The organism is Erwinia sp. AK-PDG3-5, assembly GCF_056821705.1.
Genome location: NZ_CM165967.1, coordinates 2,741,432 through 2,764,135 on the forward strand (window position 1 = coordinate 2,741,432; position 22,704 = coordinate 2,764,135).

20 protein-coding genes are annotated in these 22,704 nt (G+C 55.0%); 11 read left to right on the forward strand and 9 right to left on the reverse strand.

All coding sequences use genetic code 11. The annotated features are described in order from the left end of the window. Position 1: 1 nt before the first annotated feature. Positions 2-541, reverse strand: a complete 540-nt coding sequence (locus tag AC1UKS_RS12610) for a YniB family protein (RefSeq protein ID WP_053143495.1) — start codon at positions 539-541, stop codon at positions 2-4. Positions 542-711: 170 nt separating this feature from the next. Here AC1UKS_RS12610 and hxpB point away from each other — a divergent pair, with 170 nt between their 5' ends. The 5 genes from hxpB (at position 712) to AC1UKS_RS12635 (ending at position 6,742) form a co-directional block, all read left to right on the forward strand. Further along, complete coding sequence (gene hxpB, locus AC1UKS_RS12615; protein ID WP_471720287.1) at positions 712-1,383, forward strand: hexitol phosphatase HxpB; 672 nt, start codon at positions 712-714, stop codon at positions 1,381-1,383. 194 nt (positions 1,384-1,577) lie between these two features. Further along, complete coding sequence (locus AC1UKS_RS12620) at positions 1,578-2,168, forward strand: metal-dependent hydrolase (RefSeq protein ID WP_265910261.1); 591 nt, start codon at positions 1,578-1,580, stop codon at positions 2,166-2,168. 164 nt (positions 2,169-2,332) lie between these two features. Beyond that, complete coding sequence (locus AC1UKS_RS12625) at positions 2,333-3,730, forward strand: L-cystine transporter (protein ID WP_265910260.1); 1,398 nt, start codon at positions 2,333-2,335, stop codon at positions 3,728-3,730. Positions 3,731-3,890: 160 nt separating this feature from the next. Further along, entirely contained in the window at positions 3,891-6,155 is a 2,265-nt protein-coding gene (katE, locus tag AC1UKS_RS12630) for a catalase HPII (protein WP_482433860.1), read from the forward strand. Positions 6,156-6,340: 185 nt separating this feature from the next. Continuing rightward, positions 6,341-6,742 carry a DUF6515 family protein gene (locus AC1UKS_RS12635; protein WP_265910259.1) on the forward strand — a complete coding sequence of 134 codons (402 nt, stop codon included), beginning with the start codon at positions 6,341-6,343 and terminating at the stop codon, positions 6,740-6,742. A gap of 55 nt (positions 6,743-6,797) precedes the next feature. Here AC1UKS_RS12635 and osmE read toward each other — a convergent pair whose 3' ends face one another. Further along, positions 6,798-7,133, reverse strand: coding sequence for an osmotically-inducible lipoprotein OsmE (gene osmE / locus AC1UKS_RS12640; protein WP_482433862.1), 336 nt, complete (start codon positions 7,131-7,133; stop codon positions 6,798-6,800). A gap of 210 nt (positions 7,134-7,343) precedes the next feature. Between osmE and AC1UKS_RS12645 the strand changes: the two genes are divergently transcribed. The 5 genes from AC1UKS_RS12645 (at position 7,344) to cho (ending at position 11,940) form a co-directional block, all read left to right on the forward strand. Further along, the gene (locus AC1UKS_RS12645) at positions 7,344-7,928 is read left to right on the forward strand and encodes a TetR/AcrR family transcriptional regulator (RefSeq protein ID WP_482436972.1); all 585 of its coding nucleotides are present in this window, start codon (positions 7,344-7,346) and stop codon (positions 7,926-7,928) included. Then, complete coding sequence (locus AC1UKS_RS12650) at positions 7,925-9,118, forward strand: multidrug effflux MFS transporter (RefSeq protein ID WP_053143501.1); 1,194 nt, start codon at positions 7,925-7,927, stop codon at positions 9,116-9,118. The genes AC1UKS_RS12645 and AC1UKS_RS12650 overlap by 4 nt, the downstream gene beginning before the upstream one ends. Positions 9,119-9,239: 121 nt before the next feature. Then, positions 9,240-10,067 carry an ammonia-dependent NAD(+) synthetase gene (gene nadE, locus AC1UKS_RS12655; RefSeq protein WP_013201889.1) on the forward strand — a complete coding sequence of 276 codons (828 nt, stop codon included), beginning with the start codon at positions 9,240-9,242 and terminating at the stop codon, positions 10,065-10,067. Between the two features lie 59 nt (positions 10,068-10,126). After that, the gene (yddG, locus tag AC1UKS_RS12660; RefSeq protein WP_482433864.1) at positions 10,127-11,011 is read left to right on the forward strand and encodes an aromatic amino acid DMT transporter YddG; all 885 of its coding nucleotides are present in this window, start codon (positions 10,127-10,129) and stop codon (positions 11,009-11,011) included. Positions 11,012-11,076: 65 nt separating this feature from the next. Then, entirely contained in the window at positions 11,077-11,940 is an 864-nt protein-coding gene (gene cho / locus AC1UKS_RS12665; RefSeq protein WP_482433866.1) for an excinuclease Cho, read from the forward strand. Positions 11,941-12,031: 91 nt separating this feature from the next. Here the strand turns inward: cho and spy are convergent, their stop codons facing one another. The 6 genes from spy to AC1UKS_RS12695 form a co-directional block, all read right to left on the reverse strand. Next, entirely contained in the window at positions 12,032-12,526 is a 495-nt protein-coding gene (gene spy, locus AC1UKS_RS12670) for an ATP-independent periplasmic protein-refolding chaperone Spy (RefSeq protein ID WP_053143505.1), read from the reverse strand. 390 nt (positions 12,527-12,916) lie between these two features. Beyond that, complete coding sequence (gene astE, locus AC1UKS_RS12675; RefSeq protein ID WP_482433867.1) at positions 12,917-13,918, reverse strand: succinylglutamate desuccinylase; 1,002 nt, start codon at positions 13,916-13,918, stop codon at positions 12,917-12,919. An 85-nt stretch (positions 13,919-14,003) separates the two neighbouring features. Further along, positions 14,004-15,332, reverse strand: a complete 1,329-nt coding sequence (gene astB, locus AC1UKS_RS12680; protein WP_265910255.1) for an N-succinylarginine dihydrolase — start codon at positions 15,330-15,332, stop codon at positions 14,004-14,006. Beyond that, positions 15,329-16,798, reverse strand: a complete 1,470-nt coding sequence (astD, locus tag AC1UKS_RS12685) for a succinylglutamate-semialdehyde dehydrogenase (RefSeq protein ID WP_482433869.1) — start codon at positions 16,796-16,798, stop codon at positions 15,329-15,331. The genes astB and astD overlap by 4 nt, the downstream gene beginning before the upstream one ends. Then, entirely contained in the window at positions 16,795-17,826 is a 1,032-nt protein-coding gene (astA, locus tag AC1UKS_RS12690) for an arginine N-succinyltransferase (protein ID WP_482433871.1), read from the reverse strand. Before astA ends, astD begins: the two co-directional genes overlap by 4 nt. Beyond that, positions 17,823-19,043 (reverse strand): bifunctional succinylornithine transaminase/acetylornithine transaminase, encoded by a 1,221-nt coding sequence (locus AC1UKS_RS12695; protein ID WP_482433873.1) that lies wholly within the window; start codon positions 19,041-19,043, stop codon positions 17,823-17,825. Before AC1UKS_RS12695 ends, astA begins: the two co-directional genes overlap by 4 nt. A gap of 1,051 nt (positions 19,044-20,094) precedes the next feature. Here AC1UKS_RS12695 and AC1UKS_RS12700 point away from each other — a divergent pair. After that, positions 20,095-21,162: a porin gene (locus AC1UKS_RS12700; RefSeq protein WP_482433875.1), complete on the forward strand. Its 1,068-nt coding sequence runs from the start codon at positions 20,095-20,097 to the stop codon at positions 21,160-21,162. 99 nt (positions 21,163-21,261) lie between these two features. Here the strand turns inward: AC1UKS_RS12700 and AC1UKS_RS12705 are convergent, their stop codons facing one another. Continuing rightward, positions 21,262-22,167 carry a bestrophin family protein gene (locus AC1UKS_RS12705; protein ID WP_265910251.1) on the reverse strand — a complete coding sequence of 302 codons (906 nt, stop codon included), beginning with the start codon at positions 22,165-22,167 and terminating at the stop codon, positions 21,262-21,264. Between the last annotated feature and the right edge of the window lie 537 nt (positions 22,168-22,704).

The window sequence follows — 22,704 nt, forward strand, 5'->3', positions numbered from 1 at the left end:
GTCAGAAGATAAAGCCGAGCAGCTTAAGGACGAAGTAACCCGCCACCGCAATCACGATGGGTAAGATATACAGTGGGAAAAACTGCAGGAAAATCGTGTGACGTGGCACGATAATTTTCTCTTCCAACTGCTGGCGGCTGCGCCCTTCTGGCCCTTTCGCATTCTCCAGGATCACCTGATCCTCAATCCCTTCACGCAGATGGCGCGACTGTCGCCACATTCTGGCGCCGGAAGCCTGTAAGGCCAGCCCGACGAAGATCAGCCAGTAGACAATCCAGAAGGTGACGTTGCTGCCGTGATTAAAATCGGGCTGCGGTGAATTATTCCAGAACGCATTAAGGAACCCGGTGTTGAAGCGGATCATATCGATCATCACATGGGAGAAATCCTGCATCACCGCATTAATCCCTTCGCGCTTTTCCCGGCTCTTCTCGAGGAAGGTCATCAGTGAAATCAGCGTTGAAATGAGCGCCGGAATAAAAATAATCCAGCCAGCGACTCGCTTGAGGATCGCGACCCGGCCAGCTTGTTGATAAGTCATGCTTTCTCCTGACTAAGGTTTGAGGTGATAAGTTTACCTTCAGGTAGCGAAATGTGCCTGAAAAAAGTCGTCATGTCGCGTTAAAAGGGGAAGAACCGCCGCAAGCGGGACAATGTTGTCGGTGAAAGCTTCATGCTATGGTGAGGTAAATTTTCAAAAGGAGCCGCAAAATGTCCTATTCCCGCCCCGTCCTTGCCGCCATCTTTGATATGGATGGCCTGCTTATTGATTCTGAACCGCTTTGGGATCAGGCTGAGTTGGACGTGTTTTCCACGCTGAATATCGATTTGACCCGTCGGAATGAGTTGCCCGATACGCTGGGTTTGCGCATCGATCAGACCGTCAGAATGTGGCATGAAGCGCTGCCGTGGAGCGGCCCCTCACAGGAAGAAGTTACCCAGCGGATTATTGCCCGCGCGCTGCATTTAGTCGAAGACAGCCGGCCTCTGCTGCCGGGCGTGGAGCAGGCATTAAAGCTGTGCAAAGCCGAGGGCTTAAAGATCGGCCTGGCGTCCGCTTCACCGCTGCATATGTTGAATCGCGTGCTGGAGATGTTCAATCTGCGCGACTACTTTGACGTGATTGCCTCTGCTGAAGCCCTGCCTTACAGCAAGCCACACCCCCAGGTTTATCTGGATGCCGCCGCCGGATTAGGGGTAGACCCGCTGAATTGCGTCACCTTAGAAGATTCGATTAACGGTATGGTGGCAACCAAAGCCGCCCGCATGCGTTCAATCGTTATCCCGGCGCAAGAACATGCTGATGATGCCCGCTGGTCGCTGGCGAACGTTAAGCTGGCTTCACTAAACGAACTGACCTCTGCGCACCTGCACGGCAGGTAATCCACATCCGGAGCCGGTTTTCTGCCGGCTCCGGTCTGATTTATCGGTCGAAATCGCCCGCGCCACCTCCTCTCTGCTGTTAACCCCTTCAATAACGTAAAAATAGTCATCATTAGTTACAGGGTAACGTATAGTTTCTACTGTATATATCCCCTATACTGTATACATCGACAGTTCAGCAGCCAGGTGTTCCCATGACGGCCGAAGGCCATCTTATTTTTGCTATTGCCAGTGCCATCTTTGCCAAACGCGCCGACCTGACGCCGGAACTGGCTAACGGCGACTGGTGGCATATCGTGCCTGCGACACTGCTGACCTGCCTACTGCCGGATATCGATCACCCTAAGTCTACCCTGGGGCAACGCTTCAGATGGATTTCGCAACCTGTGGCGCGCGTGTTTGGGCACCGCGGTTTTACCCATAGCCTGCTCGCGGTTCTGGGTGGCGTGGCGCTATTCCATTTGAAGGTGCCAAAAGACTGGGTGATCCCCGCGGATGTGTTTCAGGGATTAGTACTGGGATATTTAAGCCATATCGCCGCCGATATGCTGACCCCTGCCGGCGTCCCTTTATTGTGGCCCTGCCGCTGGCGTTTTCGCCTGCCGCTGTTGAGGAGCCAGAAAGGCAATCAGTTAGAGCGCGCGTTATGCCTCGCACTGGTGGGTTACGCCATGTGGTTTCCGCAGGGAATGCCCCCCTTTGGTGCGTCCGGCTGGCCCGCGCAAATGGTTAATTCGGTTCAGAGCGGCATGAACCGGCTGATAAACTCGCAAAGTGCCCATTAAACCCCCAATTAAACGCAAATCGTTATAAGCCATATTTTTTGGATATATGGCAGCACCAGTTTGAGCTGATACCATTCACGCACGTGTCGTACTTGGTACGCGATAAAAATTATCTGAAGCTTACCGGCGTAGGGAATTACGCCATATTGACTGGAGAATTGGGGATGAACCTTCCATTACTCGCTAACCTGGCCGCGTTTGTTGCCCTGTTAGTGATCCTCGCCAAAACCGGCGGCAGCCACTGGAGCCTGTCGAAAAAAGTCCTGGTGGGACTGGTGCTCGGCGTACTGTTTGGCCTGGGCCTGCACACCATTTATGGCTCTGACAGCCCGGTGCTGAAAGAGTCAATCAGCTGGATTAACATTGTCGGCAACGGCTATGTGCAACTGCTGCAAATGATCGTGATGCCGCTGGTCTTCGCCTCGATCCTGAGCGCGGTTGCCCGTCTGCATAATGCCTCGTCGTTGGGCAAAATCAGCGTGCTGACCATCGGCGTGCTGCTATTTACCACCGCTATCTCCGCGTTAGTAGGGGTGTTCGTGACCTGGCTGTTTGGTCTGAATGCCACCGGCCTGGTGCAGGGTGTTCAGGAAACCGCGCGCCTGGCTGCGTTGCAAAATAACTATGTGGGCAAGGTGGCTGACCTCTCCACGCCTCAGCTACTGCTCTCCTTTGTGCCGAAAAACCCGTTTGCTGATTTGACCGGCGCAAGCCCGACCTCAATTATCAGCGTGGTGATCTTTGCCGCCTTCCTCGGTGTAGCTGCTCTGCATCTGCTGCGCGACGACAAACCGAAAGGCGAACGCGTGCTGGCTGCCATTGACGTGCTGCAGGCATGGGTCATGAAGCTGGTTCGTTTGATCATGAAGCTCACGCCATATGGCGTGCTGGCGCTAATGACCAAAGTGGTTGCCAGCTCCAACGTGAACGACATTATCAAGCTGGGCGGCTTCGTGGTGGCGTCTTACCTCGGTCTGGCGATCATGTTTGCGGTACACGCGCTACTGCTGTCGGTGAATGGCGTGAATCCGCGCCGCTTCTTCCGTAAAGTCTGGCCGGTGATTACCTTCGCCTTCACCAGCCGTTCCAGCGCGGCCACCATTCCGCTGAGCGTTGAAGCACAGACGCGTCGTCTGGGCATCCCGGAATCCATTGCCAGCTTCTCAGCCTCGTTCGGTGCCACCATTGGCCAGAATGGCTGTGCGGGACTCTACCCAACCATGTTGGCAGTGATGGTTGCGCCAACCGTGGGCATCAATCCCTTTGATCCAATGTGGATTGCCACGCTGGTCGGCATCGTTACGCTGAGTTCAGCGGGTGTGGCCGGTGTCGGCGGCGGAGCAACCTTCGCGGCGCTGATTGTCCTGCCAACCATGGGCTTGCCGGTGACGCTGGTCGCATTACTGATCTCCATTGAGCCGCTGATTGATATGGGCCGCACGGCACTGAACGTCAACGGCTCGATGACCGCCGGCACGCTGACCAGCCAGTGGCTGAAGCAGACCGATAAAACATTGTTAAATGCCGATGCAGATAACGACGTGGAACTGGCGCACCGTTAATCTCGACACGGGCTGGCACACTGCTGGCCCGTTCTGCTTTATCCCACCAAACATCCTGTCATGATTCACCCGCCGCAACTCCCTGCACTTTCCGGGCGTACCCGGTTCCCTGTTCTATAGTTACTGGAGTCTGAAACGACAATTGCAGGAGTAAGTGAGCATGTCGAAAGAAACTGATAACAAGGAACTGAGCCATAATGCGCCCTCTACCGGCCCCGATTCTGCGCGACCAGGTATGGATTCACTGGCCCCTGAAGATGGTTCACACAAGCCGCTGGCTGAACCCACCGCGCCAGGCAAACAGCCTACGGCACCCGGCAGCCTGAAAGCGCCTGATACCCATAACGCCAAGCTTGATTCGCTGGAGACCTTCCGTAAAGGGGGTGAAAACTTCCCGCTGACCACCAATCAGGGCACCCGCATCGCCGACGATCAAAACTCCCTGCGTGCGGGGACCCGTGGCCCAACGCTGCTGGAAGATTTTATCCTGCGCGAAAAAATCACTCATTTTGACCACGAACGGATCCCCGAGCGCATCGTCCACGCCCGTGGCTCGGCGGCTCACGGCTATTTTCAGCCCTACCGGGATATGAGCGAGATCACCAAAGCAGACTTCCTGCGCGACCCGGATCGGATCACGCCGGTCTTTGTGCGCTTTTCTACCGTGCAGGGCGGTGCGGGATCGGCCGATACGGTGAGAGATATTCGTGGCTGGGCGACAAAATTCTATACCGATGAAGGCGTGTTTGATTTAGTCGGCAACAACACGCCGGTGTTCTTTATTCAGGATGCGCATAAATTCCCTGATTTTGTCCATGCGGTTAAACCCGAGCCCCACAATGAAATTCCGCAGGGACAAAGTGCCCACGACACCTTCTGGGATTATGTGTCGCTGCAACCTGAAACTCTGCATAACGTGATGTGGGCGATGTCCGATCGCGGCATTCCCCGCAGCTATCGCACCATGGAAGGGTTTGGTATTCACACCTTCCGCTTTATCAATGCCGCAGGGAAATCCACCTTCGTGCGTTTCCACTGGAAGCCCGTTGCCGGGAAGGCCTCGTTACTGTGGGACGAGGCGCAAAAGCTCACCGGACGCGATCCGGACTTCCACCGCCGCGATCTGTGGGAAGCGATTGAAGCGGGCGACTACCCGGAATACGAACTTGGCGTGCAGCTGATCGCCGAGGAGGATGAATTTAAATTCGACTTCGATATCCTTGATGCCACCAAGCTGATCCCGGAGGAACTGGTGCCGGTGGAGCTGATTGGTAAAATGGTACTCAACCGCAATCCTGATAACTTCTTTGCGGAAACCGAACAGGTGGCCTTCCATCCTGGCCACATTGTTCCCGGCATGGATTTCTCCAACGATCCGCTGCTGCAGGGCCGGCTATTTTCCTATACCGATACGCAAATCAGTCGCCTTGGCGGGCCAAACTTCCATGAAATCCCGATAAACCGCCCGGTTTGCCCTTACCACAACTTCCAGCGTCAGGGCATGCACCGGATGGACATTGATACCAACCCGGCGAACTATGAGCCGAATTCAATCAATGATAACTGGCCGCGTGAAACGCCCCCTTCACCGCATCGCGGCGGCTTCGAGAGCTACCAGGAACGGATTGAAGGCCACAAAATCCGCGAGCGCAGCCCCTCCTTTGGTGAGTATTACTCGCAGCCTCGCCTGTTCTGGAACAGCCAGACGCCGGTAGAGCAACAGCATATTGTGGATGCCTTCTCGTTTGAGCTCAGCAAGGTCGCCCGTGAATATATTCGCGAGCGGGTAGTGGATCATCTGGTGCATATCGATATTTCACTGGCAAACGGTGTGGCCGAACACCTGGGGATCTCCCTTTCCGACGAGAAGATGCACACCGCACCGCCGAAGGATGTTAACGGGCTGAAAAAAGACGCCAGCCTGAGTCTGTATGCCGTCCCCAATGGCACCATTAAAGGTCGTCAGGTTGCACTGCTAATGAGTGATGGTGTGATTGCGGCGGATACGCTGGCAATTCTGATGGAACTTAAGCAACACGGCGTTCACGCCAAGCTGATTGCGCCCCATATGGGCCAGGTTCGGGCCGATGATGGCTCAGATTTGCCAATCGATGCCACCTTCAGCGGACTGCCGTCACTGACTTTTGATGCGGTGATCGTGCCGGATGGCAATATTGATGCGCTGCTGCTGAGTGGCGATGCGCGTTACTTCCTGCTGGAAGCCTATAAGCACCTGAAAGTGATCGGCCTGAGTGGCGATGCCCGGCGCTTCAAATCCCAGTTTGGTCTGGCTGACGATCAGCAGGAAGAAGGCATCATTGAAGACAGTAAAGCCGAAGGCGTGTTCATGAGTGAGTTCCTCGCTGCTATGGGTGCGCACCGCATCTGGTCACGCAGTCAAAAAGCGTTGAGCGTGCCGGCTTAACGATTGGAAAGTTGGGGTTTAGCTGACGTTTTAGTCAGCATGAAGTCGTGATATGACAGGCTTGATGGAGGAAGCGTTAAGGAAGTGTTAAGCACTGTTAGCAAGCCACAATAGCGGCCCACTTGCTCTTGCGTTTTGACTGGCGCGGCGTAATGTTAGCGTCAGTCAGAACCAGGAGGATCCTTATGAAAAAGGTGATGAGTACACTGTTAGTTGTAACGTTGTTGTCGCCTGCGCTGGCCTTTGCCCACCCAGGTGGCTGGGGACCGGGACCAGGTCCTGACTGGCATGGCGATCCAGGACATGGCTGGCACGGTGGCCACGGGCCGGACCACCTCTCTTTCCTGCCAGAAGCGGCAGCTGCGGTGTTAATCGGCGGCCTGACTTATTACGCGTTGAACGGTAACTACTATCAGCGGCAGAATGACAACACCTATGTGGTGGTGCAGCCCCCGATTGAGCGCGTCAGCGGCGATATGCGTTCACTGGATTACAACGGCGAACGTTTTTATGTGCAGGATGGCCATTACTATCGTCGCGACATCGACGGTCGTTATCTCGAAGTGCCTCGCCCGCCGGGCTTGTAACGCGCAAAAAAAAACGGTCACCCGACGGTGACCGTTTTTCATTAAGCGGGTGCGATTACTGAGCCGCTTGCGGATCGGTATCGTACTCTTTACAGCTCTGGAAGCCATAGTTCATCACACGGCCAGTATCACCGTAGCTGACGAAGTAAGTCTGGATTTTGCCATCACGCTCGCCGAGCACATAGCTCTGGCAGGTACCACGGGCATGAACCATGGTGATTTCGGTAGAAGGAGGACCGGCAATGTCACGAACCTGCTGGCGGGTCATTCCTTTCTTAACGTCCTGAACAACCGGTTTGGTCACGTAGCTTTCTGCACGGTCATAGGCCGAACAACCCGACAACACGGCCAGAGCCAGCGCAGCACCAATAAATCCCGTTACTTTATTCATGTTTTTATTCCTCGTTTATTTTCCATGTGAGGATAAGCCTGGTACATAAACGCTGATTTATCAACTTTATGGCAGCAAATCGCCCAAAACACTTCGCCACTGAACCTCCGCACGCCTATAATGCCGGCATTGAGAATGAACGTTCGCTCTCACCCCGCTATCCCGCAGGTTTTCGCCCACGCGCAAACCGCCTACCGGCATGAGGTCATGATGAGTACGCCAAATGAAGCCCGCGATGCCCGCCATCGTCAACGCCAGGATGAAATTATCGCCGCCGGACGGCGTTGTTTTCGTCGCTCTGGATTTCATGCTGCCAGTATGGCGCAGCTGGCGGCTGAAGCTCGCCTGAGCGTTGGGCAGATTTATCGTTATTTCACCAATAAAGACGCGATTATTGCTGAGATAGTGAAAAGGATCATCGATAACCGCCTGATTTATATTGAAGAGACCACCACCTCGCTCAATCTGCCCCAGCTGCTGGCATGGCGTCATGCGCTGGATGAGGATGATGAAGCCTTGATGCTGGAAGTCGCCGCCGAAGCCACCCGCAACCCGGCGGTAGCCACCATGATGGTAGAAGCCGATGAGCGGATGTTCACTCATGCCTGCCAGAATGTGAAAAAAAGCCATCCCGACCTCAGTGATGAGCATATCCGCGCCTGCGTGGAAGTGTTTGCCGTACTGGCCGAAGGTACGTCGTATCGCCGACTGACGCCTCAGAAAGCATCAGCGGAAAGACTCTTCGCCTTATACCAACAATTTATGGACCACCTTTTTAAGACAGAGGAAAAATGACAACTGCACATCGTAACCGTATTGGTTATGCCATTACGCTTGGACTTCTGGCGGCACTCGGGCCGCTTTGTATCGATCTTTATCTTCCTGCCCTGCCGTCTCTGGCAAAGGATTTACAGACGCCGACCGCCACCGCGCAGTTAAGCCTGACCGCCGGCCTGATCGGCCTGGGATTAGGTCAGCTGATATTTGGCCCGATGAGCGACAAGTTTGGCCGCATTAAGCCGCTGCTGATCTCGCTGGTGCTGCTGCTGATTGCGTCAGTAGGCTGCGCGCTGGCACAGAATATCAACCAGCTGTTGCTGGCGCGTCTGTGTGAAGGGCTGTTCGGTGCCGGTGGCGCAGTGCTGTCGCGCGCCATTGCCCGTGATATGTACAGCGGTCATGAGCTGACGCGCTTTTTTGCCCTGCTGATGCTGGTGAACGGCCTGGCGCCGATTGCCGCGCCGGTGATGGGCGGCGCGTTGATGGCCGTACTGGACTGGCGCGGGCTGTTTATGGTGATTGCCGCCATTGCTGCGCTGCTCTTTGTGCTGGCAAAAGTGAAGCTGACCGAAACCTTGATCCCCGAAAGGCGCAGCCAGGGCAGCATCTTCTCGGCCTGGGCCGCGCTGGGCTCGGTGATTAAACACCGTCCTTTTATGGGCTTCTGCCTGACGCAGGGCTTTATGATGTCCGGCATGTTTGCCTATATCGGCGCCTCGCCTTTTGTCCTGCAGCAGCTGTACGGACTGTCGCCGCAGGCCTTCAGTTTCTGCTTTGCGGCCAACGGCGTTGGTCTGATCCTTGCATCACAAATCAGTGCCCGCCTGAGTCCGCTGTTTGGCGAATATCGCGTGGTTAAAGGTGCCTTAACGCTGGCTTTCGTCTCCTCCGGCAGCCTGCTGATTACCGGGTTGACCGGCGCGGCGTTACCGATGGTGCTGGTAGCCCTGTTCTTCAGCGTGGCCAGTAATGGCGCGGTGGGTGTGGCGGCGGCATCGCTGGCGATGCAAAGTCAGGGACATCGCGCCGGCAGTGCTTCAGCGGTGATGGGCGTCACCATGTTTACGCTTGGCGGCATCGCTGTGCCGGTCACCGGCATCGGCGGCACCTCGGTGCTGACCATGACGGCGACCATTTTTGGCTGCTACATGCTGGCAATCACTCTGTTTATACTGCTGACCCAAAAACCGAAAACGTCTGATTAATCAGTAAAAGGTGGCGAAACAACAGCATTGATTCTTGTTGTTTCGCCCCGGGCGCGTTAGTTTTACCGCAGACGTTTTTTAACTGCCGCGGATCGCGCGGAACGAATCTGAGGAGAGGTAAATGGCTCTGCAACAGGAAATTATCGAAGCGCTGGGCGTTAAGCCCACCATTGAGGTTAAGCAGGAAATTCGCACCAGCGTCGACTTTCTCAAGTCGTATCTGAAAACCTATCCCTTTATCAAGTCTCTGGTACTGGGCATCAGCGGCGGTCAGGACTCCACCCTGACCGGCAAACTGAGCCAAACGGCGATCGCCGAACTGCGTGAAGAGACCGGTGACAGCGCTTACCAGTTTATTGCCGTGCGTTTGCCTTATGGCGTGCAGGCGGACGAGCAGGATTGCCAGGATGCTATCGACTTTATCAAGCCGGACCGCGTGCTGACGGTCAATATCAAAGAAGCAATTCTGGCCAGCGAGAAAGCCCTGCGCGATGCCGGCGTGACGCTGTCGGACTTTATTCGCGGTAACGAAAAGGCCCGCGAACGCATGAAGGCGCAGTACAGCATTGCCGGGATGAACGCCGGTGTGGTGGTCGGAACTGACCATGCCGCGGAAGCGGTGACCGGCTTCTTCACCAAATACGGTGACGGCGGGACTGATATCAACCCCATCTTCCGTCTGAACAAAGGCCAGGGCAAACAGCTCTTAAAAGAACTGGGCTGCCCGGAACATCTCTACCTGAAACAGCCGACCGCCGATCTGGAAGATGACCGTCCTGGCTTGCAGGATGAAGTCGCGCTGGGTGTGACCTATGAGATGATCGACCAGTATCTGGAAGGTAAAACCATTGACGATGCCGCCGCCAAAATCATTGAAGGCTGGTATCTGAAGACCGAGCACAAGCGTCGCCCACCGATTACCGTGTTCGACGACTTCTGGAAGAAATAACCCTCACCTCGTCACTCCGGGCGGTCATCACCGCCCTTTTTTCATCATAACGGACTCTGATGGCACTGACACCGCAACGCGCAACGCTGACTGGCCTGTGCGCCATAGTTTTATGGAGCACCACCGTAGGGCTGATTCGCAGCATCTCTGAATCGCTTGGCGCCACCGGCGGCGCAGCACTGATTTACAGCGCCAGCGCGCTGTTCCTGTGCCTGGCGCGCGGCTTGCCCCGCTGGCGCAATCTCCCTCCGCGCTATTTATGGTGGGGCGGCGCGCTGTTTGTCAGCTACGAAATCTGTCTGGCGGTGTCGATCGGTCTGGCCCACAACCGCCCGCAGGCGCTTGAGCTGGGGATGATCAATTACCTGTGGCCCAGCCTGACCATTGTCTTTGCTATCCCGTTTAATCAGCAGCGCTTTCGCTGGTGGCTGTGGCCGGGCCTGGCGCTGGCGCTGGGCGGCATCGTCTGGGTACTGAAAGGCAACAGCGTCTGGACGCCACAGCTGTTGTGGCACAATGTGATGGACAACCCGCTGGCCTATGGCCTGGCGTTTTTCGCCGCGATTGCCTGGGCGCTGTATAACAACGTTACCCGTCGCTATGCCGAAGGTCAGAGCGGCGTCACCCTGTTCTTCCTGATCACCGCGGTGGCGCTGTGGCTGAAATTCGCCATCGGCGGCCAGCCGGGGCCAATGCACTTCTCCCCCGGCGTGGTGGCTGAAGTGCTGTTTATGGCCGCCTCCACCGCCATCGCTTACTCCGCGTGGAACGCCGGCATCCAGCATGGCAACATGACGCTGCTGGCCACCGCATCGTACTTTACGCCGGTGTTCTCTACGTTGCTCGCCACGCTATGGTTGCAGCTCACGCCCGCCTTCAGCTTCTGGCAAGGCGTGGTCATGGTGACGCTGGGGTCGCTGATTTGCTGGCGCGCCACGCGATAACTGGCGCTTTTTTATCCGCAGACCTCCTGCTACACTGTACAAGTAAACAGTAACTGGAGCGCAGTGTGCCAAGACGTGCAGCAAGTCATCGCCTGGAATTTGAACCCGCGGCGATCTACCAATATCCCGACCATCTCCGACCGTATCTTGAAGGCTTACCTTCTCTGCCCGGCGTGTATGTTTTTCACGGCGAGAGTGAAACTATGCCGCTGTATATTGGCAAGAGCATTAACTTGCGCAGTCGGGTGATGTCCCATTTCCGCACCGCTGATGAAGCAAAAATGCTGCGTCAGGCAAAGCGTGTCACCTTTATCCCGACGGCCGGAGAGCTGGGCGCCCTGCTGCTGGAAGCGCAGATGATCAAGGTGCAGCAGCCGTTGTTTAATAAGCGGCTGCGTAAAAACCGTCAGCTCTGTTCACTGCATATGGCTGGAGAAAAACCGACCGTGGTGTATGCCAAAGAGCTCGACTTTTCCCATACGCCGGATCTGTTTGGCCTGTATGCCAGCCGCCATACCGCACTGGAAAAATTGCAGAAAATTGCCGATGAACAGCGCTTGTGTCTGGGGGTTTTAGGGCTGGAGAAGCTGAGCAAAGGACGCGCCTGCTTCCGCGCCAGCCTGGGTCGCTGTGCCGGTGCCTGCTGTGGGAAAGAGAGTCTGGACGATCATCAGCAGCGGCTGATTGCGGCGCTGGAGAGAGTACGGGTGCAGTGCTGGCCGTGGCAAGGCGCGGTCGGCGTTGTCGAACAGGGTCTGAACCACCAGCAGATCCACATTATCAATAACTGGTTCTATCTCGGCTCGGTGGAAGATTTGGCGCAGGCCAGCGAACTCACCACCACGCCGCAAGGCTTCGACAGTGACGGCTACAAAATCCTCTGTAAGCCAATCCTCAGCGGAAAGTTCCCGATCCTTCCCCTGCCTTAAGCCGCACAAACGAAACCGCCGACGCTGTTCACGGCACCTGGCCCCTGTGAACAACGTCGGCGGTCTCAATTTAGTGGAGGATTAGCAGGGCTTAGCCTTCTGCGTCCGGTGGAAGCATTTTACCTTCATGCTTCGGCTTTTCTGTCAGACGTTTCTCAAAGTTCTGGTTGAACTGCTTCTTCTGCTCTGGCGTCAGCACGTTATACAGCTTGTTCTGCGTTTCCATCATCTTCAGGGCACGATCCTTACCCTCTTCAGACATTTTCGTTGCCTGCGCTTCGGCTTTCGCCTGGTCGAAGCTGTCGGAGGCAATAATGCTGTGCATGGTGCGACGCTCATCCAGAGAAGGACGCTTCATATCTTTATGGGCATCTTTCATGATGCTGCGCATTTGTGTTTTCTGCGCGTCGGTCAGGTTCAGACCTTTAAACATTTCGTGGTGCATGCCGCCATGACGTGGTGGCTGATGCATGGTTTTATCGGCTCCTGCTGGAGGAGGCGTCATATTATCAGCCGCAGCGTGAACGATATTCGCAGCACCCAGGGCCAGTGTCATTGCAACAACAAGAGAAGTTAATTTACGCATCATTTTTATCCTTACTTTTCAGTTCTGTTACGACAACAATGTCGCGATGTCGGAACTCAGTTTAGGGCGCTGAACGTCAAGTACTCAGAGCCTGGGTAAAGCCCTGAAAGCATAAAAGACAAAATGACGGCAATCATGGAGAGAATGCGAAGATTATCGTGAGGAATTGCTAACAGATATGAATTTTAAGGGATTAATGCAGGAATTATGGAGAAGTGTAATACGTTCGACAGGATCCGGAAAGGGAAAAGTAAGCGTAGTTGGCCCTGCTGCTGATTGCATTAAGGACGATGTTGATTAGGGGATGACATTAAGACTTCACAGAATTGATGCGGGGAAATAGCAGGCGACCAGAATAAGGGTCGCCTTTAATCACGCCACCGGCCAGAACTACTCGGCCGAACCCAAGGCTTCATTGTGGGCGTTATCTTCCACCAGCATCAATCCGGCCCGCTGCCCCAGCGCCACATTGGGATTAGGGAAGATCACATACTCGCGCGCCTGCTGCACGTAGAAACGTTCTTCGCCATCTTCAGCCAGCAAACTGCCCTGAGGAAAAGCGGTGAAGTTCAGCGTGTCATCGCTCATATGCAGCTTAAAGGCTTCAGTATGCCGGGTGATCTGCTGCGACACGCGATAACGCTGTGGCTGGGCAGTCACTTCAGGCAAGGCATCACCGAACAGCACCGCGGCCAGCGCCTGTTTAGCGGCACCGAACTGGGTTAAGTCATTGCTGCCGAACGGCAGCGCTTTGCCCAGCTCCAGCGTACAGCTGGCGGCGCTAAAGTGTTTACCGCTGTAATGGGTAAAGGTGCCCCCGGCGGAACGGTGAAACACCAGCGCTTCCAGACCTGCCGCACCCAGCCAGTGAAGGAAATCTTCCGGCCACGGAGTGGTCCGCAGCGGCATCACGCCGAATCGCGTGTGGTAAGAACCACGGATCGCCGTGTGAAGATCCAGGTGCCAGCGAACTTCATCACTGCTGCCAGCCTGCCAGAAGGTTTCCATCGCCTGCTCAAGCCGCCATGCACGACGCGCTTCGGGGCAGTCTTCATACTGCTGCCAGCGACCACCAAACATCCGGTTGATGTCGCAGCGCTGATAACGTTTATTGTTGCGTAATGCCGCCGGGTTGCCGTAAATCACCAGCAAACGAGGCAGCAAAGGCTTCTCGCCGCGCAGCAGCTGGCTAATCAGTTCATTAAGAATTTCGACCGGTGCGGTTTCATTACCATGAATACCCGCTGAGACTACAAACGCCTGCGACGTCATGTTAATCGGGGTCAGCTCAAGGATCCCTTCATCAAGCCACTGCCAGCTCAACTGGTCATTGCGACCGGCGATCTGTTCGGGTAGCTCTCCGCTCAGGGTTTGTTTCAGGAAGTCCTGCATACGTTCTCCTTGTTGTGAGTTTCTGCTCCTTCAATAAGGCAAGGCGCATCACAGAGTAGCATGATGCGCTTAGCTTCATCCGTGATTACTGCTGAAAGTTATAGACATTCCCTAAGTTTAGCAGCTTCGTCAGTTCGTCCAGTGCTTGCCGCCCTTCAATCAGCAATTGTGGGTCTGCCAGGTCATGCTGAGACAGCCTGTCGCGATAATGCCGCTCGACCCAGCCACTCAGCGTGGCAAACAGCGAATCGTTCATTATCACCGACGGATTGACCGCTGCCAGCTGGCTGTCGTTGAGCACCACGCGCAGGCGCAAACAGGCCGGACCGCCGCCGTTGCACATACTTTCACGCAGGTCGAATACCTTCAGCTCGTCAATGGCTCCGCCGCTTTCTACCAGGTCGCACAGATAACGCCAGACGCCCGGATGCTGACGCGCCTCTTCGGGCAGCACCAGCAGCATCTTGCCGTTGGGCTTGCTCAGCAACTGGCTGTTGAACAGGTAGGTGGCGACCGCATCTGCCACGCTGACCTGATTATCCGGCACCACAATTGGCGTAAAGCCGGGCATTTTTTCCGCCAGCGAAGCCAGTAACGCCGGCTGGTCCTGAAACGCCAGCTGATGGCAAAACAGTACCTGCTGATTACTGACCGCGATGACGTCATTATGGAAAACGCCCTGGTCGATCACCGCCGGGTTCTGCTGGGCGAACACCGTGCGTTCGGCATCCAGCTGATGCAGTCGGGCGACGGCCTGGCTGGCTTCAAGCGTCTGACGGGCAGGATATCGCGCGGGCGCGACGCCGCTTTTGCCCTCTTCCCGGCCATAAACAAACAGCTGCACTCCGGGATCATGATGGGACGCGCTAAAGCGGTTGTGGTTAGCCGCGCCCTCATCGCCAAACATGCCGACCTGCGGCAATGCATCATGCACGCTGAAATGCTGCGGGTCGCGGAAAATCGCGCGCAACAACGCCCCGGTTGTCGGCGCTTCCATCGCGCGGTGGAATTTATTGTTCAGGTTGGCCACCGTCAGATGCACCCGTCCATCGGCACTGTCCGCAGAAGGCGACACGGTTGCCGCGTTGGCCACCCACATGGCGGAGGCTGAGCTGGCGGCAGACAGCAGCTGCGGTGCCTGCTTAGCCGCTTTGGCTACCACCTCAGCATCACTGCCGCTAAAACCGATCTGGCGCAGTGCGGCGACGTTCGGCCGTTCATGCGGCGGGATCACCCCCTGCACAAAGCCCATATCGGCCAGCGCTTTCATCTTCATTAAGCCCTGCAACGCGGCCAGCTTCGGGTTAGACACCTGATGCTGATGGCGGGTCGAGGCCTCATTACCAAATGACAGGCCGGCGTAATGGTGCGTCAGGCCCGGCAGGCCATCAAAATTTACTTCACGTGCACTCATTGCGCGCCTCCCGCCGGACCGAAGTCCAGACCAGGTGACAACGTCACGGGCAGCGAGAGGTCAGCAGACTCCAGCGAGGCCATTGGCCATGCGCAGTAGTCGGCAGCGTAGAAGGCGCTGGCGCGATGATTACCGGACGCGCCGATGCCACCGAACGGCGCGCTGCTGGCGGCACCGGTCAGCGGTTTATTCCAGTTGACAATACCGGCGCGGCACTCAATCAGCAGGCGATCGAAAAGCTCACGCTTCGGCGAAATCAGCCCGCAGGAGAGGCCATAACGGGTGTTATTGGCCAGGCGGATGGCCTGATCGAAATCGTCGTAGCGGATCACCGTCAGCAGCGGACCAAACACCTCTTCATCCGGCACGTTGTTAAGCGCGGTGATATCAATAATCCCCGGCGTCAGGATCGCGCTGTCGCGGGCGGGCCAGGTCATTGGCAGCAGCACCTTGCCGCCGGCTTCCACGCGGGCCTGCCACTCGCTGAAAATACGCTCCGCCGCCTGCAGGGATATCACGCTGCCCATAAAAGGTTGCGGCTGCTCATCCCAACCGCCGGGCTTAATTCGCGCGGCCACTTCCGTCAGGCGGACCAGGAAAGTATCCCCTGCCGCGCCACGTTTTACCAGCATGCGACGCGCGCAGGTGCAGCGCTGACCGGCGGTGATAAAGGCCGACTGGATCGCCAGGTTTACCGCGGCATCGATATCATCCGGGTCTTCAACGATCAGCGCATTGTTGCCGCCCATCTCCAGCGCCAGCATTTTGTCCGGACGCCCGGCAAACTGGCTGTGCAACTGATAACCGGTCGCCGCGCTGCCGGTAAACAGCACGCCATCCACCTGCGGCTCTTTCGACAGGCTTTGGCCGGTTTCGCGTCCGCCCTGCACCATATTCAGCACGCCATCCGGCAGGCCGGCACTCTGCCACAGCTTGACGACTTTCTCGGCAATTATCGGCGTCAGTTCGCTGGGCTTAAACACCACGGTGTTCCCGGCCAGCAGCGCCGGAACGATATGCCCATTCGGCAGATGACCGGGGAAATTATACGGACCGAACACCGCCATCACGCCATGCGGGCGGTGACGCAGTGAACTTTCTGCCTCCACCGTCGTCCCGGTGCGGCTGTGATAGGCCTTCACGGAAATCGCGATTTTGTTGATCATCGCCTGAATCTCAGTGGCGGACTCCCAGCGCGGTTTGCCGGTTTCCCGGGCGATAGTGACGGTCAGCTGGTCTTTATTTTTTTCCAGCAGCGCGGCAAATTTTTCCGCAATCGCCTGACGATCAGCAAAGGGCCGACGCGCCCAGCCAGGGAAAGCATTGCGGGCCGCTTCAACGGCCGCCGATACCTGGTCGACGCTGGCCGCTTTGCCCTGCCACAGCAGCTCGCCGCTGACCGGATCCAGCTTGCTAAAATGCTCGCCCGCGCCCGTCAACCATTGACCTTCAATACAGTGCGTCATGCTTTACTCTCCGCATTCAGTGTCACCACGCGCAGGCTGTCGCCCGGCCCGCAGCGTAAAATTTCAGCCTGTTCAGGACTGAGGATAATGCTGTCGCCCTGAAGATCGACATTCAGCAGGATCGAACGGAAATCGGCGTAGCTGTCGTTAGCGACCAGGCATAACGGAAGGCTGTCATCCGCCTGCTCACCGAGGCTGACCTTCAGCAGTCGGCTTTTACGGATTGCCCGCACGCGATCGATATCGCATTCCAGCGTTGGACCGCCGTCAAAAATGTCGATGTAGTTCATATAGCGGAATCCCTCCGCTTCCAGCACCGCACGGGCCGGTGCGGTTTGCGGATGGGTCTGACCAATCACGCTCTTGGCTTCTTCCGACAAGTAATCGAGATACAGCGGATGTTTCGGCATCAGCTCGGCAATAAACGATTTTTGTCCGGTGCCGCACAGGTAGTCCGCTTCGCTGAAGGACATCGAGAAGAAACGGCTGCCGACACTTTCCCAGAATGGCGAGTGGCCGGCTTCGTCGATCACCCCCCGCATTTCCGCCACCACCTTCTGCATAAAGCGATCGCGGAAGCCGGCCATAAACAGGAAGCGGGATTTCGACAGCAGGTAGCCATTTTTGCCGTTGCGATAATCCGGATCGAGGAACAGCGTGCACAGCTCGCTGCTGCCGGTATGGTCGTTGCTGAGTGACAGCGTCGGCATCATGTTGTAAACATTGAGTTCTTTCGAAGCATGCACCTGGCTTCCCACGCGGAAGTTATACCAGGGATCCTGCAGTCCTACCGCCACCTCAATCGCACAAATCCCGACCGCTTTGCCCGATTCACTGTCCTCCAGCACAAACACATAGCCCTGCTCAGCCTTCGGCAATTCATTCTGCCAGGTCTGAATAGAACGATCGATACGCGCCGACAACGTGACGCTGTCTGCAGGCAATGAGGTCAATCCCCCGCCCGTTTTGCTGGCAAGGGCCATCAGCTGAGCGAGATCGTCACGTTCAACAGGACGGATGACCATCATTTTGCGGCTCCTTCGATCACGGCGCGGCAGGCAATTTCAAAGCGGGCCAGCCCTTCTTTCACTTCGGCTTCAGAGATGATCAGCGACGGTGCAAAGCGAATGACGTTAGCGCCGGCAATCAGCACCATTAAGCCTTCCACCGCCGCCGCCTGGTTAAACTGCTTCGCCTGGCCGTTGTAATCCTGATTCAGCACGCAACCAATCAGCAGACCCAGACCGCGGATCTCGCTGAACAGATGCAGACGTTGGTTAATCTCATTCAGGCCGTCGACAAACCACTGGTGACGCAGTGCGACCCCGGCCAACACTTCCGGCGTATTGATCAGCTCCATCACTTTGCCGCCCACCGCGCCCGCCAGCGGGTTACCGCCGTAGGTGGTGCCGTGGGTGCCGACGCCCATTGCCGACGCCAGCGTTTCGGTGGTTAGCATCGCGCCCATCGGGAAACCGCCACCTAACGCTTTGGCGGTGGTCAGCACGTCAGGCGTGACGCCGTAGTGCATATAGGCGTAAAGGGAACCGGTACGCCCCACGCCACTTTGCACTTCATCAAAAATCAGCACTGCCTGATGTTGGTCACACAGCTCACGCAGGCCACGCAGGAAAGCGGGTTCAGCAGGCACAACGCCGCCTTCGCCCTGGATGGGCTCGACGATCACCGCACAGGTCTGGTCGGTAATCAGTGCGGCGGCAGAGGCCAGATCGTTATAAACGGCATGGTCGATACCGCCCGGAAGCGGCGCGAAGTCTTTGGAATAGGCAGGCTGGCCACCGGCAGTCACGGTGAATAAGGTGCGGCCATGGAAGGCATTTTTGAACGCCACGATGCCGCTTTTCTGCTCACCCACCCTGTCGTGGGCCACTTTACGCGCCAGCTTCAGGGCGGCTTCATTCGCTTCGGCCCCGGAGTTACAGAAAAACACCCGATCGGCAAAGGTGGCATCAATCAGCTGTTTCGCCAGGCGTAAAATCGGCTCGTTAGTATAGCCATTGCCGGTATGCCAGAGTTTTGCCGCCTGCTGTTGCAGCGCCTTCTGCAGATCCGGATGGGCATGGCCCAGCGCATTCACCGCGATTCCGCCGGCAAAGTCGATATACGACTTACCCTGCTGATCCCACAATGTGGAGCCCTCGGCACGCACCGGGACAAAGCTGGCGGGTGCATAGGTTGGCACAATCCACTGATCAAAATTCTCGCGAGATACTGACGGGTTCATAACGGCCTCTGTTTACTGCGCACTGGCAGGTAACTTAAAAGTTTAAATAATGTTAATGAAATGATTCATTGCGGCTCTACTGTAGATTGCACGCAGCGTGCCAGCCAGCGATAAAAATGCATAAACCGATCGCACCTACCAAATATCAATGGGTTACGCCAGACTCTTATGCACTGTTAATGCATATAAAGTGAATAACATTCTGATTGGGGTGGGTTTGCCGAATAAAAAAGAGAAGAATTATGCAACGAGAAAATAAAATATCGCTTTTGTGATCGAAGCCGGGATTAGGGTTTAAAAAGAGGCATTTAGCGCACCATAATCGGGCTTTACGCACCCATTTGAGGCAGCCCCGGGGGGTAACAGTTGCAACAGATTTCACATTAACGTGAGACAAAACGGGTAAAAATTGCTGTCTGACCCCTCTTCTTGCAGCGGCATCCCTTCGCGCACGCTTGTCAGTTTGACGCGATAAAATTCGTCTGCTTAATCCTTCGGCTCGCAGTTCTGCCACTACATGCGTCGATAGCCAGTTGAGCCTGCTAAGTAATTAATTATCACGCTAATTAAAAAAGCGGAAAATTAAAGATTATCCGCCACAATAATCACCCTGGTAATTATCAACACCCACCTCAGGTGGATTAAAAAAACAACAGAAATATCCAGCAACACCAAATTAACTAAAACCGCAAATATGCCTTTATTCCAAGCCCAACGTTATTTTTGTTATTGAACAAAATAAGCACAGAAAACAAACCACCGCATTGGTTATTAAATTAGATAAATAATGTTATAGAAAAGTTAAAAATAACATTATACGCTTGAAAACAACGTGTTAAATCGAAACAAAACAACGAAATCAACCCCTACCCATGATAAGAAAGTGGCATTAAAAAGAAGAAAAACAGCTAATCACCATTGGAAATACTGATAACCCACGCTTATTTACACAATGTTACATATATTTAGTTTTTATTTCATACTCTCCTGTGTCACTTTCTTTTTCGACGCATTCGACGTCATTACAATAATTAATTCACAGGGTTACTTAATGATGAAGCGCAACTTTCTGGCATGGGTCATTCCTGCCATCCTCGGGATTGGCAGCGTGAACGCCGCCGAAATCTACAATAAAGACGGTAACAAAGTTGATCTGACCGGCAAGATTAACGTCAGCCACCTGTTCTCTTCAGATGATGCTAACAACAGCGATAACAGCTATGCCCGTATGGGCTTCAAAGGCCTGACGCAAATCACCGACCAGCTCAGTGGCTATGGTCGCTGGGAATATCAGTACCAGTTGAATAATTCAGAAGGTGATGACGCGCAGACCGGCAATAAAACCCGTCTGGGTTATGCCGGCTTGAAGTTCGGTGACGCAGGCTCGTTCGATTACGGCCGCAACTACGGTGTGATTTACGATGCGCTGGCGTACACCGATATGCTGCCAAAATTTGGCGGTGACTCCGCCTATACTGATGCCTTCCTGGCCGGCCGTTCCACCGGCGTCGCCACCTGGCGTAACAGCAACTTCTTTGGTCTGGTTGATGGCCTGAGCGTGGCCGCCCAATATCAGGGCAAGAATGCGCGTAGCGGCGCTAACGCGGTCCGCCGGGCAAATGGGGATGGCTATGCGGCGTCCATTGCCTATGATTTTGACTTTGGCTTAAGCATGGTTGGCGCCTATGGCAGCATTGACCGCACTAACGCCCAGAATCTGGCCACCCGCGGTGAAGGCGACCGCGCTGAAATCTGGTCAACCGCCGTCAAGTATGATGCAAACCAGATCTACCTTGCTGCAATGTATGGCGAAACGCATAACGCCACGCCGATCGGCGGCGGCTTTGCCAATAAAGCGCAGAACGTAGAAGCGGTTGCACAGTATCAATTCCTCAACGGTTTCCGCCCTTCCCTGGCGTATGTCTCTTCACGGGGTAAGGACATCGAAACCATCGGCAGCGCAGACATCTATAAATATGTCAGCGTGGGTGCCAACTACTACTTCAACAAAAACATGCTGGCGTATGCCGAATACCGTATCAACCTGCTGGACAGCGACAACGCGCTGGGTCTGGCGGATGACGACATTACCGCCGTCGGTCTGACCTACCAGTTCTGACCGATCGTGACCTCATCACCCTCTGCCTGTGTCTGAGAAGGTGACGTGCTAAAGGGCCTTTACGGCCCTTTTTTTATGCTCTGCGTTCCCGCGTGTGCATCAGGTCAGGCGGTAGTACCTGTCCGGTTTTGGTGTGTCAGGCAAATCGCGCTGGTTATTCATCTCGAGAAGATTGATCTCAATATTGGTGCACATGGCATCCATCGGCAGATGGTTGTTGGCATAGCCGAACGGCATCTCCAGCTCTTCGGCCAGCGTATCCAGCGACAGGAAACTGTAGGCGATAAACACCGAGACCAGCGGCGTCATGTAATGCAGATCCGGCACCAGCGCAAACGGCAGCAAGGTACAGAACAGATACACCGTGCGGTGCAACAGCAGACCATAGGCAAAAGGCAGCGGCATGCTGGCTAAACGCTCACATCCTCCCAGTACCTGCGACAGCTGATGAATGCTGCTGTCCAGCTGCGCATACACGATATCGGATACGTCGCCATTACGGCGCTGCTCCGCCAGCCACTGAGAAATCTTCATTTCGATGGCATTGGTCTGCGCCCGGCGGCGCAAAATTTCCTCGGCCTCGTCACCTAAATAACGATGAAGATCCTCTTTGGGATCGGTCTGACGTAACTGATGCTTCAGGCTGTAACAGAAGGCCATCAACAGGGCACTGATGCGCGGCGCATCGGCCGGCGAAATCGCCAATACCTGGCGCATAATGGTTCGACTGGCGATCAACAGATTGCCCCACAGCTGGCGGGCTTCGGTGAAGCGAGCATAGCAGACGCTGTTACGGAAGCCGAGGAAGATAGCAATCGACACGCCGAGCAAACTGAACGGCGCAAGCGTCAGCTTTACGCCCAACGTCTCGTACCAGTCGAGGCAATAAATCGCCACGATAGACATCAGCAAATTCAACCCAAGCCGAAACATGATGCCGGACAGCACTGAGCCGTGCCAGGAGAATAAACGAACAAACCAGTGGCGATGTGGACGGATGATCATAGTTGAATATCTGCAGGTTTTTTCTGGATTCTGGCAAATTCCGACGGCGCTGCACAGCGATTTATGTGAGGAAAATCACATTTAAAATGTGACAGGAGTGGTTCACAGGCCGTTCCCGCCCTGTCAGATTTATTTCACACGCCAATATTTACCTATTAATACTTTAAAAGTGCCGCAATGTTTTTTTCCAGGTTGGTCAGCATGCTGAATATCCCCAAACAACAGCTAACATCTTTTCAGGAGACATTCGTAAAGAATACAGTTTTCAGCAAGCACGAATAATCTTAGCGCATAACCTAATTAAGTAAACCTAAGCAGTAAGCCATTCGCGTAATAGAGATCACCCATTAACGACAGAAGGATAAATAACCCCACTCCACAGAGTGAACTTATTTTGGCGCGGGGAAACCCCAAGAAACAAAAAAGCACACCAATACTTAATACATTAAAATAAGATAGTTAACATTATTAATTACATTAAAATAACCTTATATACAATAAACAACTTATAAAAAACAATAATCGATAGCCAGAAAA